Annotated in this window: 10 protein-coding genes and 1 pseudogene; all 11 read right to left on the bottom strand. The window is 34.9% G+C overall.

What is annotated here, in order from left to right:
* Window positions 1-193: 193 nt before the first annotated feature.
* A complete protein-coding gene (locus N4T77_RS01710) occupies window positions 194-580 on the bottom strand; it encodes a MerR family transcriptional regulator (RefSeq protein ID WP_261669979.1) in 387 nt (128 codons plus the stop codon).
* A gap of 26 nt (window positions 581-606) precedes the next feature.
* The gene (locus N4T77_RS01705; protein ID WP_261669978.1) at window positions 607-1761 is read right to left on the bottom strand and encodes an aldo/keto reductase; all 1155 of its coding nucleotides are present in this window, start codon (window positions 1759-1761) and stop codon (window positions 607-609) included.
* 222 nt (window positions 1762-1983) lie between these two features.
* Window positions 1984-3150: an iron-containing alcohol dehydrogenase gene (locus N4T77_RS01700; protein WP_261669977.1), complete on the bottom strand. Its 1167-nt coding sequence runs from the start codon at window positions 3148-3150 to the stop codon at window positions 1984-1986.
* 345 nt (window positions 3151-3495) lie between these two features.
* Window positions 3496-5382, bottom strand: a complete 1887-nt coding sequence (locus N4T77_RS01695) for an endonuclease MutS2 (RefSeq protein ID WP_261669976.1) — start codon at window positions 5380-5382, stop codon at window positions 3496-3498.
* Between the two features lie 434 nt (window positions 5383-5816).
* Window positions 5817-8177: a PEP/pyruvate-binding domain-containing protein gene (locus N4T77_RS01690; protein ID WP_261669975.1), complete on the bottom strand. Its 2361-nt coding sequence runs from the start codon at window positions 8175-8177 to the stop codon at window positions 5817-5819.
* Window positions 8178-8197: 20 nt separating this feature from the next.
* The gene (locus tag N4T77_RS01685; RefSeq protein ID WP_261669974.1) at window positions 8198-8830 is read right to left on the bottom strand and encodes a TetR/AcrR family transcriptional regulator; all 633 of its coding nucleotides are present in this window, start codon (window positions 8828-8830) and stop codon (window positions 8198-8200) included.
* Between the two features lie 384 nt (window positions 8831-9214).
* The gene (locus tag N4T77_RS01680; protein WP_261669973.1) at window positions 9215-9748 is read right to left on the bottom strand and encodes an AAA family ATPase; all 534 of its coding nucleotides are present in this window, start codon (window positions 9746-9748) and stop codon (window positions 9215-9217) included.
* Between the two features lie 30 nt (window positions 9749-9778).
* Window positions 9779-9910, bottom strand: a complete 132-nt coding sequence (locus N4T77_RS01675) for a hypothetical protein (protein ID WP_261669972.1) — start codon at window positions 9908-9910, stop codon at window positions 9779-9781.
* 29 nt (window positions 9911-9939) lie between these two features.
* A complete protein-coding gene (locus N4T77_RS01670; RefSeq protein WP_261669971.1) occupies window positions 9940-11856 on the bottom strand; it encodes an ABC-F family ATP-binding cassette domain-containing protein in 1917 nt (638 codons plus the stop codon).
* 212 nt (window positions 11857-12068) lie between these two features.
* Entirely contained in the window at window positions 12069-12212 is a 144-nt protein-coding gene (locus N4T77_RS01665; RefSeq protein WP_261669970.1) for a hypothetical protein, read from the bottom strand.
* A 117-nt stretch (window positions 12213-12329) separates the two neighbouring features.
* Window positions 12330-13850, bottom strand: a pseudogene (locus tag N4T77_RS01660) (phosphoenolpyruvate synthase); the annotation flags it as partial.
* Window positions 13851-13901: the final 51 nt, after the last annotated feature.

Here is a 13901-nt window from a genome sequence, read left to right as displayed (position 1 = left end):
CTATTCACTAATATTAATGTAAATATTAACGCAAAAACTGCACAAAACTATTTTGCCAAACTATAACACTCTGAAATAGCTCCAAACAAAATATGCTCTGCATCCTACAGTTTTTGCTTGGAGCTTGATGCAATAACTAATTGATCTGTGCTATACATAGTAAGTATCCCCCCTTTATGTTAAACTATTCTTTCTAATCCTGTGATTTTTTTAGTTCCTTCTCTTTTTTAACCACCGATTGATCATATTTTTCAATTTTATAATCCAGGCGTTCCAGTGTTTTTTTCATATCTTCTATTCTTGTTATAAGCTGCTCACGCTGCTCTACTAAAAGCTCTTTTCTTCCCTTAATGGTCTCATCACCTTGTTGAAACAGCGCAACATATTCAATTAATACTTCAATGGGAAGTCCCGCATTTCGCATACATTTAATAAATTCAACCCACCTACAGTCATCTTCTGTATAATCCCGTACCCCACTTTTATTTCGATTAACAGTTGGAATCAGTCCGATGCGTTCATAGTAGCGGAGTGTATCCTGTGAAAGGTTAAATTTTTTACTTACTTCTGTAATTGTCATGGGATTTCACCTCCTATCTTAGCTGTTTATTTACCAAATAGTTTAACTGCTTCCTTCATTCTATTAATAATATCCACACCAAATGGACAGTTTTTCATACATGCCCCGCATTCTATGCATTCACTTCCATGCTGTTCTAATAACTCATAATGATTCTTTAAGGTTTCAGGAACAGTTTCCTGAATCAAGGCCAAATCCAAATATTTATTTACTGCTGCAATATCTATCCTTTTTGAACAGGGAGCACAATGCCCACAATACATACAATGCCCACTAAATGAAGTCCTTGGAGCATTGGAAAGAACCTCACTATAGTCTTTTTCTTTATCGCTTTTCGTAACATAGGCAGTTGCTGCAAGAACTTGTTCCTTACTCGATATCCCAACCATTACGGAAGCAACTGCTGGTCTAGTTAAACAGTAATGTAAACACTGCACCGGAGTCAGTGCCTTCCCAAAGGGTGATTGCTTGTCGCTTAAAAGCACACCTGCAGCATATCCTTTCATGACAGTTAAGGCAACCCCAACATTTTCACAAGTTTGGTATAGCTTGCCCCGCTTTGGATCAATACCTTCATAGGTCCTGTCTTTAAAAGTGCTTTCCTCAAACAGTTCGTATACATCCTCAGTGGCCGGCAGCATATCATAGGCAGCATTTATACTGAATAAAATCACATCAATTATTCCTGTTTCCACTGCTCTAAAAGCAATATCAGTATTGTGCGTTGACATTCCTAAGTACTTAATTACCCCTTTTTCTTTTAATTCCTTTGCATATTTGATTATTTCTCCGTTAAAGATGCTATCAAAATCTTTATCATCATCAACATAGTGAATCATTCCTATATCCACGTAGTCCAGCTGCATTCTGGTTAAAAGATCTTCATATGCGCTGACGACTTCATTAAAATCCCTGGTACGCCGATATTGACCATTGTCCCAGGTGGAACATAGGTGCCCTTCAATAACAAAGCTATCCCGTGGATACCTGCTTAAAATTCTACCAACGTTGCTTCTAACCTCAGGGTTTGAATTATATATATCGATAAAATTAATACCTTCTTTAAATGCACAATCAATAATTGCTTCGCATTCCTCATAACTTTTATTTTCAAATCCTTCGCCGCCGATACCAATGGCACTTACCTTAATTCCCGTTCTTCCTAAAATCCGATATTCCATATTATACACCTCACAATTAAGCATATCACTTGGAGCCAGCTCCAAGTAAAAAGTAATTTTATACGATTCCCATGAAATTTAACTACACTCTTCTATTATAGATTTATAACAAAGATTTAGCTAGGGCTAACTCCTCCTAGCTAGTATCTCTTTGAATATTCTTGCTTTGAAACAACGCACCTGCTTTTAATGCAAGTGCGTTACAATTAATAAACTAGGTTTTTATAGACACATCTTAAAGATATTTTCAATATCCTGCTGCTTCAAAGCTTTGAATCCAGGTAGAACACTACCTCCGCAAGCCTTCTTAGCCATTATGCTAAAGTTATCTTGATCAATTCCTATTTCTGTGAAAGTACTCTTTAAACCAAGTGTATTGAAGAAGAAGTCAGATAACATCGCAATGCTCTTCTTTGCAACAGCCATTGGTTCCATATCCTTATCAATACCAAATACATTGCATCCGAACTGATAGAATTTTGATACTGTTGTTTCATCCAGTGTATATTCCATCCAGCGTGGTGTCAAAATAGCAAGCCCTAGACCATGGGTTATATCATAATATGCTGACAGCTCATGCTCCATTGGATGACAGCTCCATGCCTGTCTCTTGCCACCGTTTATAAAACCATTAATCGCCCAGGATGAGGTCCACATGAGGTTTGCACGAGCTTCATAGTTTTCTGGCTCTTTCATTGCTATTGGGGCATATTTGATTACAGTTTTCATAAAACCTTCTGCCGCAGTGTCTAACATATACAAATCTTGATTCATGTTAAAATACACTTCTATAATATGAGACATTATATCTACTGCACCACATGCAGTCTGATATGGACTAACTGTATAAGTATTTGTTGGGTCAAGGAAAGATACTTTTGGAAGCAACATAGGATGTATGTAACCAATTTTATCCTTTGTGTCTAAATTACTGATAACGCCACCTGCATCCATTTCCGATCCAGTAGCAGACAGTGTAAGTACTGTAATGATAGGCAGGCAATTGGTAACAGGCGTTTTTCCCGTAAGAATGTCCCATGCATCTCCATCATAGTAAGCTCCTGCTCCAATAAACTTTGTAGCATCTATGGTAGAACCTCCACCTACAGCCAGTAATACATCGATTTTCTCTTTTTTACAGATTTTTGCACCTTCATTAACAGATGTAATACGAGGATTTGGTTCAATACCTGAAAGCTCGAACAATTCAAGTCCTGCATTTTTTATCTCAGCTACAATTTTGTCATATAATCCAATTTTCTTAATAGAACCTCCACCATATGTAAGTAAAACCCGCTTACCGTACTTCTTTAGTTCCTCGCCAAGATTTCCAAGCTGGTTTTCACCAAAATATACTTTAACAGGGATATCATAAGTAAAATTATTCATTTAATTACTTCCTTTCTTATTGCTTTTACAAATTTATTTTCATTTCAACTGTAACGGGGTGGGATATTGGGATATTTCTCCAAAAGTAAACTTATCTTTGCCATATCTTCAGCTGTTACTTTTACATCCCGCATTACTACTCTACTCCTTGGAGTTCACTCCAAGTCAATAGTTTTTTCTAAAAAAGTACAAAAACAATTTTACAATAAAAAGGCCAGTCAGAGTGAAAATTACTCACCTTAACTGGCTATTTGACGTGATATATGGAATCTGTACCATTGGTGTTCAATAATCTACTATAAAAATTCTTTAATCTATTCTCCACTTCTATTTATATTTGTATCTTTATTTTAAGCTTTCTTTTCTTATTTTTTTCAATGCTTTTTTAGATCCTCTCTCAATATCTCTTTCTAATTTTCTTTCCCTATAGCTTACAAATAATTGATTTAAATCATAACCCTCTGGGTAAAGATCACTTGCCTTTAATTCTAGTTTTATTCTCTTATAATTAACTTCAATAAATTCATTGTTATATAGAACTGTTACATTATTTAATCTGTCCCTTTCCTTATATACAATGGCTGATTCATCATTTTCTAAAAGAATAACCTTATCTCCTACAGAGTATTCATATAAATTCTCAGCTTCCTGCTCCTCTTTACTTTTAGCCTTTTTACTATCCTTTATTAAATTATAATTATAATTTTTAGTATCCATATATTCTCTTGCTCTACTTATAATTGAGTCATATAATCCCATCTTTTTAGAAATGTATAGTGCATTACTAGCTCCTACTTTTCCTATACTAAGCTTATATAGCGGTTCAAGGCTTTCCTTCTCAAATTCCATAGCTGCATTTTCAAAATCAGGGTGTTCTTTTGAAAAGTTTTTTATTTCTCCATAATGAGTAGTTGCTATAGTTATACATCCCTTGTGATATAGTTCTTCTAGTATTGCAATAGCCAAAGCTGATCCTTCATTAGGCTCTGTTCCGCTGCCAATTTCATCAAACAATAATAATGTTGAATTTGTGCTTTTTCTTACTATTTCTGCTAGATTTTTTACATGTGATGAAAATGTACTTAAAGCATTTTCAACGCTTTGATTATCTCCTATATCAACAAATACATTGTTAAATACGGAAAGCTCTGTACCTTCTGTTGCTTCAATATGAAACCCAGACTGTGCTGCTAATGTGAGTAATCCAATTGTCTTTAACACTATAGTCTTTCCACCTGCATTTGGTCCTGTTATTATTAGTCCCCTGTAGCTTTTAGCAATTTCAAAATCTAAAGGCACGCTGTTCTTAATTAAAGGATATTTTGCTTTAATTATCTTAATATATCCATAGTCATTTAACTTGGGCTTAATTCCATCTATTTCTTTGCTGTATTTAGCCTTTGCTAAAATCATATCGTACTCGGATATAACCTCAATATTCATCTTTAAATCCCTTATTCTCTGAAAAAGCATATCTGTTAAAGTAGCTAATATTCTATATTCTTCAACGGCTTCTTCTGCCTTTAATACATTTAGTTCATTTGTATACTTTAATATAGTGTTTGGCTCTATAAAAACAGTACTTCCCTTTGAAGATGCTTCAACAACTGTTCCTTGAACTTGATTTTTATATGCTGCCTTAATAGGAATCGTATATTTCCCATCACGCTGGCTAATGAAGAATTCTTGAATATATTCTTTATTTTCATTGCTTCTAAGGAATTTGTCTAATCTTTCCTTTATCTTACCTTCACATATATCAATATATCTTCTTATTTTCTTTAATTCTTTACTAGCATTTGAGTCAACTATGCTTCCTTTAATTGAAATGTTTATTTCATCTTCAATGTAGCTTAAATCAGAAATATTTCCCCCATAGGCACTTAGTGTAGGTGCATATCCCTCTTTATCCTTTATGAATAGTTTCACTTTCCTGCACCCACTTAAAAAGTTTGACATCATAGTTAAATCAGCTGCATCTAAGGATGCTCCCTTTTCAATCTTATCAATAAGAGGCAGTACATTAAAGATTCCCTTTAATGGTACATGATAAGAAGCATCTATTAATGCTCTTCCTTCTGATGTTTCATTTAGTCTTTGATTTACAATTTTCATATTGCTACTTGGCTCTAATTTATCAATTAATATTCTTCCTAATCCACTAACGCAGTATCCTTTTACTATTTCTTTTAACTCATAGTAATGTAATTTTTCTAATGTTTCTTTATTCATATTAATAACCCTTCCTTGCTTTCTTTTATTACACTACAAGTCAACGAAATCTCGATAGATTTCTATTTTTTGTATAATAAAAAAAGCCATGGATACCTCCACAGCTTAAAATTCAACAATTAATAAAGGTAATTTTAATTACCTCTTTAAAGTAAATTCGTGGACTTGTATCTTCAATAGTACAAATTAATTCCATAGCAAATAAAAGGCATACTATCCTTTATTTTTTTGGAATTAATATTAAGTTAACTATTTTAGATACTAGACACTCACAAAAATACCTCTCTTCTTTGAAATCTATCTCTTATAATATATATTACTTTTAACCTAACTGTCAATGTTATTTTTACTAAACCTTCTTTATACATCCATGATATCCACTATCTCCATAAGCTGTTTTATGCTTAATCAGAACTAGAGACACCAGCTGCTGTTCAAACCAAGATATGCACAACACCTTGTCCACCCTTAACAAGTACTCTATCTCCTGTCTTAAGTCGTGTAGTAGCATTGCCGCATCCAACAACAGCAGGAATACCAAGTTCTCTGGCTACAATGGCGGCATGGGACAGAGGTGCTCCTATGTCGGTAATGATTGCTGCAGCTTTAGGAAAAAGTGGGGTCCATCCTACATTAGTGGTTGATGCTACTAATATTTCACCGGACTTAAGGTTTTCACCTTCCTCTGGATTAGTCAAAACACGCACAACTCCTTCTACTCTGCCTGCTGCTCCGGCAAAACCTTTCAGTGTTTCAGAATCAGGTACATTAACAATTTTTAAATCAGGATCATAATAATCTACTCTTCTCTTTGGATCCTCTGACCACTTAAATGGATCAAATCTTCCACGGATAATTGATGGCAATGGAGGTAGTGCTTTATATTTTTCATAAGTTTTGCGTCTAGCAGGAATATGCTTCAATGCCGATTTGTCTCCAGAAAGCAAATTCAAAACTTCATCTAGGTAGAGGAAAAATACATCCTCTCCAATTCCTGTGAGATTTCCTGCTTTAAGCGCAAAAGCACGGTTAACCCTGAATACTCTTGTCCATTCCGAACGAGCAGCTTCCCTTAAATAGCTACCTTCAGAAGCATCTGCAATTTGCTTGCTAATCTTTTTGGCTTTTCCTGGGAAATACTCTTCAAGTTTCTTTAAAGTTTTTTCATATTGGGTATGCTGCTTCTTTAGAAGTCCTTCAGCATCTACATTGGACTTTTTAAATTCCTCTATCTGTTTTTCAAGCCAAGCTTTATCTTCTGAAGGGTCAGGTATGGATATCTCAAACTCATGGGGACCTCTATGGCCGTACTTCATCAAGTATTCCTCTCTGCTTAATTCCCCTTTAATAATCTTGGATATCCCCACAACTGGACCAAGACTTTCAAGTTCAGAACTTCCTCTTAAATTCGATAACAGTGTATTTGCATCTTCCTTTCCTAAAAGCTTTGGAAGCTCTTCATTTAACTTAAATAATCCCATCAATTTTTTTCGAGGAGCAAAACGACCAACCCACAACGCCTTACAGTTGTAAGGCCAAAGTTCCCCCTTCCAAAGGGACAGTAATTCTTTACTAGTCTCTATTCTTTCAATACGTTCTTTCATTATTCTACACCAGTTTGGTGTGTCCTTAAGATAATTCGGCATTGCCTTAGCAACTTCTTTAGATTTTTTTAAGGTATTCATTATTCCTGGTATCATTGCTTTTATTAATCCTAACCCTGAATATGGATAGATAGGAATATTCATTCCTTCTGGCATCTGTCCAAATATATCATTCATTTTTTTAAGCACAGGCTTATAATCCTTACCGAAGGCAGGATATATGGATAATGCCAGATTTACATTGGAGTACATTCTTCCGCATATATTACCGGAAAATAAATAATATCCGGGAACTACCATTTGCTCCTCATCAAGGGCTCTTATTACAGACCAACTTAAGGGAGTAAAAACATCCGCCATAGCCTCACCTACATTGGTATTAGTCCAGAGGAAGTCTCCGTCCAAAGTGTCATTCAATTCATAGGTGTCCAGATTACCTGTGTTCAGTGTTGTAATAGGCCTTGCTTGAAGAATATATACTTTCCCTCTTGCAACAGCCCATTCAATATCCTGTTGGCATCCCAACTCCTTCACAAGTTTAGCAGCATGTTTATATAATTCTGAGGCATACTTCATAAAGTCATTGGGGCCTTCATATTTTCCTTTTGGTCTCATCAATTTAAAAGGATATGCATTGGCCTCCCCTGATACAAGCTGCTCTCCCAATCCATATACAAAATTACCTGCCATACTTGTGTGGCTGCCTGTAATAGGATCAGCAGTAAACAATACTCCCGAAATTTCAGACTGAACCATAAGCATAATCACTACGGCAATCTGGTGAGACTGTTCCATACCTTGAATAGTGCTGTATGCCTTTACTCTATCTGATTCTCTTGATCTAAAAACTGTATAGATTGCTTCCCATATCTCTTTATCTGTTTTAACATTAAGAACAGTTTCAAACTCTCCTGCAAAGGAAGCCTGTGCTGAATCTTCACTTAAAGCGGATGACCTTACTGCAAACAACGCTCCCTCATGATTTTTTCTAATGGTATTCAGATAAACCCTTATCTCGTTCCAGGCTTCATCATTAAGCTTTTGCTCCTGAAAAGCTGACGGTAAAACAACAAAACCATCAGGAACAGGATACCCGTCCTGATACATTCTAGCTAGGCTGCCACCTTTTCCTCCTGCAAACGCCTGAAGCTCAGGAGTCAAATCTTTAAAGCTTTTGACCATATTTGGCATATCAATTATCTCCTTTTTCTTTACTTATAAAAACTACTTTTTAACAGTTCAAAATAGATATTCACTTCCGATAATATTTCATCAAAATTAAGATTAGTTATAGAGTGATCCTTTATCTTTTCCTTCTCTTTGGATACAAAACCTTCCATGGTCCAAACAATAACATCTACAGCTCTTTTTATGTCAATATTCTCTTTAAATTTGGAAGTATCAAAATTATTTAGTACTTTACTATAGGCATCTATTAGGTATTCTTTATTCCTTAACTCCATATCATTTTTTACTTCATCAGAGTCTTCAAAATTAGCAGTCTTAACAAAGTCAAGCATATCAGGATATTTATTAACTAGCATAAATTGAGTTAGTAAAACCTGCTGCAATCTTTTTAAGATATCTTTTTCATCCAAATCTATTTTTCCGAAAAACTCATTCATAAGAATCTCTAAAGTATAGTCATATAAAAATATGAACAGGCCCTTTTTACTATTAAAATAGTGAAATAATGCTCCTTTCGAGATATTAGCTTCCTTTACAATCTCATCTGTCGCTGTATTTTTATATCCTTTTTTTGCGAATTCCTTTATTGCTGCATTTAATATTCGCTGTTGTTTCTCAGGTTTTAAGCTAAAAAACTTTGTAAAAATACTGTTCACCTTCTTTCTAAATAAAAAACATGTGGTTTTTGACTAAAATGGTCAATTTAAATATAACACCATTGACTATCTTAGTCAACACCTATGTATGAATAATTTTAAACACTTCTTATACCACAATGTTTATATTTTAGTTTTGCTGCTTTTCCTTGAGATATGTATTTTATTTGTTGCTCTAATTTTGCCTTGAGAAAAAAATTTATGATATTCACAGCGTTAATCAAGAACTGGATTATTTTAGCTCGAAGCCTTTATCTGATGTATTAGAATAAATCACAAAAAACCAGCTAAGGTAAAAGAGCACCTCAGCTGGTCAATCATAAAAGCTTATTCAATTTCTGAACCATCCAGCATACTGATAACAAATCTAGAATAATCGTAGATTTATCTATATTTTCCTTCCTTATCAGCCCTTCTTATAATTTCGTTAACTGTTTCCTCCGGTGACATATTAGAAGTATCTAGCCAAAGTCCTATTCTAGGCGTGCTTTCCATAAAACTCCCATATAAGCTATCAACTGTAAAACCAATGTATCCTTTCTTTCCTCTATTTTTTTCACGTTGTTCTATAGTCTTTATACTAGGGCATAACACTATAACGTAAACTTGGTAGTTCCTTAGAAGTTCGGTAAAATACGTAAGTTTATCCCCTAGATAATTGTCTTGTACAACAACAGTAAAGCCATTATCATAATACTCTTTTGCTACATTCGCAGTAATACGATACCTAATATTAAGCTGGTTTAAGGCTTCTTCACTTGGATTGTCACTCATTTCCTCTCTACCGCTTACAATCATCTTCCTAAAAACATCTCCGTGAAGATGAACACACTTTTCTAATTTTTTTGATAAGGCTTCAGCAACAGTAGACTTGCCTGCTGCCATTACACCAGTAATTACATATATTGCTTTTTCCATAACAATCAATCCTTTCCTTTGTGATACAGCTTAATCAATAATAATGTCTATTGAGCTTAATAAACTAACAACTTCAGGATAAGAAAATTTCGCTCCTTCTAAGTTATTGTTTTTAATATCAATAGCATATCCACGTGCTCCTCTAAAGTCTGCTTTCGGCATATTACACTGTAACATTAGCCATAACGCAATTATGATCTAAATCCAAAACTATCTTCTGTTAACCTATCCTGCAATTCGCCCCATTCTTCTAAATAGCCCATATTGATCTCTTCTTGTGCCATAAGTTCCTCTTGAAGCTCCGTTAGTCTTACATAATCGGAAATAACCTCTTGTGATTGAAGCTCTTCTTGAAGTTTTGCAATTTTTTCATCACATTTCTCAAGTAATATTTCAAGTTTTTTTACCCTTGTCTCTATTTTAGCCTTTTCCTTACCAGGTGTTGTAAACTTTTTCTTTTGACTCTTCTCTTTAACTACAGTTGTTTCTTTATCAACAAGTTTCTTTGCTGCCTTTTCCAAATAATCTTCATATCCGAAAGGGTAGTAGCCAACATTACCCTTATCAAATACCAGAACTGACGAAGCAATCTGTTTCACAAAATATCTATCATGAGAAACGAAAATTAGCGTGCCGGTATAGTCTTTAAGCATTTTCTCCAATGTTTCCTTGCCTATTATATCCATATGATTTGTAGGCTCATCAAGGATCAGAAAGTTTGGTCTGCGCTTTAATATTTTACACAATTCTAAACGTACCTTTTCTCCACCAGAAAGAGCATTAACCGGTTTAAATACATCCTCCTGTGTAAAAAGAAAAGCTCCAAGAGCACTGCGAACCTCTGTCTGAGTTAAATCAGGAAACTCATCCCAATATTCATCCAGTACAGTTTTATCACTTTTATACTGTGCCATATGCTGGTCAAAATATCCGATTTTAACCTTATCCCCAACGGAATATGTACCACCGAGCTTAGGAATAGCGCCAACAATGGTTTTTAAGAATGTAGATTTACCTAATCCATTGCCGCCTATAATCCCAATTTTTTCACCGCGGGTTATATTGAGTGAAACTGTTGAAAGTGTTTTACTATAGCCTATTTCCAAATCTTTTGCTCTCAATACCAACTGAACACTTTGGTACTCAGGTTCAAAATCCGCAAAAAAGCCCTTTGTATCTGCCACCTCAGAAGCTTCCACAATATCCATACGATCAAGCTGTTTTATTTTAGATTGTGCCATAGCCGCTTTGGTAGCTTTATAACGAAAACGCTCAACAAGTCCGCTTAAATGGGCAATTTCCTTTTGCTGTTCAATATGTTTCTTTTGCTGAATTTGCCATTCAAGACGCTTCTTTTCAGCAAATGCGGAGTAATTTCCAGTATATCTTGTAATTTTTCCTCGCTCAATCTCATAAACTGAGCTCGCAATTTTATCTAAAAATTCCCTGTCATGGGCAACTATAAGAACTGCCTTTTTATATTCCTTTAAATATTCTTCAAGCCATTCAATAGCATTAATATCAAGATGATTAGTAGGTTCATCCAATACCAATAAATCCGGCTTACTGAGCAAAAGCTTGATAAAGGCAATTTTAGTGCGCTGTCCTCCAGAAAACTCTGAAAGAGCCTTTGCCTTATCTTCATCAGTAAATCCAAACTGCTTAATAGCAACCTCATATTCTTTCTTATAGGTATATCCTCCAAGCAGATTATATCTTTCCTGTAATTCTGAGTATTTCTTAACTGCAGAACTATTTGAGTCACTCTCCATCTCACTAAGAAGTTTTTCCATCCTAACTTCTATATCTGATATTTCTTTGTAGGCTTTTTTCACTTCATCCTCAAGCGTAATAGTTTCATCCTCAAAGGTAATCTGCTTAAGATAACCGATAGTTATATTTCTCGCTGTACTAATAGAGGATGTTTCACCATTATCAAGCTTTGAAAGCTCATATTCACCGGAAATCAACTTAAGAAGAGTTGTCTTTCCGCATCCATTTCGTCCAACTAAAGCAACCTTTTCCCCTGCGTTTATTTGAAAATCAATATTAGATAATATTGTATTTGTGCCAAAAGCAACGCAGCCATTTGTAATTTTAACTAGCATCTAATGCACTCCTTCTAAATGTCCTTATTTCCCTTTTCAATTATATATCATTTATAGGAAACATATATAGGAAACATAAAATAATTAATGTACAACTACAGGATTTTACTATTATAGTTTTCATCATTTCCGAGGACTTTTAACAAAGAAAAAAGTTGCACTCAATACTATAATTGTGCGCAACCCAATTTTGTTTTCTGTATGGGCCATAATTAGAGATTTGATAATATTCCTTTTAGAATTTTAAGTGCCTTTTTTAATTCTTCATCGCTAGATGGAGCTGTAACAGCCAGCCTTACTGCAATGGCCAGGTATAACGTTTGATTACTGTCGGTCAATTTTGGTTTCCAACTCATTGGATAATTTCCAAAAGAATTTACAGGCATAGACATCATCCATTCTTAATATTTTAAGCAAATTTACTTGTGCATTTAGCTTGTGTAGTTTCCACAAATGTTTTATTAATTCCCTCATTATAGGATTTCTACATACCCTGCTGTTCCATTCACCCGAATTCGCTGTCCGTCTTTTATCAGTTTAGTAGCATTTTCTACTCCCACAACTGCTGGTAAGCCATATTCACGTGCGATAACTGCTCCATGGGTCATCAATCCGCCAACTTCGGTTACTAGGCCTTTTATGGATACAAACAATGGTGTCCAGCTAGGGTCAGTAAAAGAGGTGACTAATATATCTCCATCTTCTAGATTAGCATCTTCTATGTCTAAGATGACACGTGCCCTTCCCTCAAAACTTCCAGAAGAAACAGGTAGACCTGCAATAGCGCCTACTGGGAGATTTTCTCCTTTGTACTTACCTGCGGGTATTTCACCCTCAGAGGTTATAACACGTGGAGGAGTTAGTTTTTTAAATAATTTGTACTCTTCCTTTCTTTTGCTGATGGTATCATAATCCAGTTTATTTGTGCCTATCACTTGGCGAAGTTCTTCAAAGGTGAGGTAATATATATCTTCTTTTTCATGAATAACCTTTGCTTTTACCAGTCTCTCCGCTTCTTTCAGTAGAGTCTGCCTATAAATAAAGTAACGACTAATCATGCCGTATTTTGGATATTCCCTAAACCCAATAAAATTCCGGATTAAGTCAATCATTCCTTTTGTCTCTTTGGCTTTTTCTTCACCATCCGGTAATTGCTTCAATCCTTCTAATAACTCATGTTCTTTCTTCAAAGCTTCCTGTCGCCCTTGCTCAAATTTTTGATGTCTAGCATTAGGCTCAAAATTTTTGATATTATTTAGAATCATGGGTATAAGTGTAGTTGGTTTTTCGCTGAAGCGAGGTCTAGTAATATCAATCTCTCCGCTGCATCGCATTCCGTATTTGTCAATATAAGAATAGATAGCGTCTTGGATTTCCTTACCACCATTAAACTTAACCAGTTCATCCAAAAACTTGTCATCTTTTACATGTTGTAAATAATCGATTACTTCTGGATAAGGACGAATTACATCTGCCACATCCAATAGTTCCAGACCCATTTCCGAAGTAATATTGTTTGGTACAGATTGAGAAAGTATATCTGCTGCGTTCTTTTCACCTAACCACTTATTCATTTTTTCATTAATCCAATATGAAGCATTTATAGCAGCCATAAATACTGCTGAACTTTGTGGGTCAAATAAAATCCTCTTTAACTCTTGAATATCTTCTAGTATAAAATCTATTAAATCTGTTCCTGATTTCCCTTGGATGTTTTGTTTTAACTCTTCTATGGATCTTTGACTTTTCTCAATCAAATCAAAAACGATTGACGGACTGTTTTTGATTTGTGCTTGAGGATCTACAGGAGACTTAACCTTATTGCTGTTACCAGAGCTCTGCTCTTTCTTATCATTCGGTAAAGATTTTATAAAATCTCCCTCTATTATGGTCATAAGTGAGTCTTTCATGAGAGGATCGTGTTGCCCCATGTTATTTAATAACACTTTTCTGATGTCAGGTGAAGCAAGCATTTGTGTCACATCAACAAACATATCCCTTTAGCACATTTAAATATAATGTCCCATTTATCAGACTTGACTTGT

The sequence above is a fragment of the Clostridium sp. CX1 genome, from assembly GCF_025398335.1.
In the GTDB taxonomy this organism is placed as follows: Bacteria; Bacillota; Clostridia; order Clostridiales; family Clostridiaceae; genus Clostridium_AM; species Clostridium_AM tanneri.
This window is presented reverse-complemented; position numbering and strand designations above follow the sequence as displayed.

Bases quoted from the DNA above. Each gene is read 5' to 3' on its own strand.
- N4T77_RS01665 (WP_261669970.1), bottom strand. From the start codon at position 12,212: ATGAGTTGGAAACCAAAATTGACCGACAGTAATCAAACGTTATACCTG.
- N4T77_RS01690 (WP_261669975.1), bottom strand. From the start codon at position 8,177: ATGCCAAATATGGTCAAAAGCTTTAAAGATTTGACTCCTGAGCTTCAG.
- N4T77_RS01700 (WP_261669977.1), bottom strand. From the start codon at position 3,150: ATGAATAATTTTACTTATGATATCCCTGTTAAAGTATATTTTGGTGAA.
- N4T77_RS01705 (WP_261669978.1), bottom strand. From the start codon at position 1,761: ATGGAATATCGGATTTTAGGAAGAACGGGAATTAAGGTAAGTGCCATT.
- N4T77_RS01670 (WP_261669971.1), bottom strand. From the start codon at position 11,856: ATGCTAGTTAAAATTACAAATGGCTGCGTTGCTTTTGGCACAAATACA.
- N4T77_RS01675 (WP_261669972.1), bottom strand. From the start codon at position 9,910: ATGCCGAAAGCAGACTTTAGAGGAGCACGTGGATATGCTATTGATATT.
- N4T77_RS01710 (WP_261669979.1), bottom strand. From the start codon at position 580: ATGACAATTACAGAAGTAAGTAAAAAATTTAACCTTTCACAGGATACA.
- N4T77_RS01695 (WP_261669976.1), bottom strand. From the start codon at position 5,382: ATGAATAAAGAAACATTAGAAAAATTACATTACTATGAGTTAAAAGAA.
- N4T77_RS01680 (WP_261669973.1), bottom strand. From the start codon at position 9,748: ATGGAAAAAGCAATATATGTAATTACTGGTGTAATGGCAGCAGGCAAG.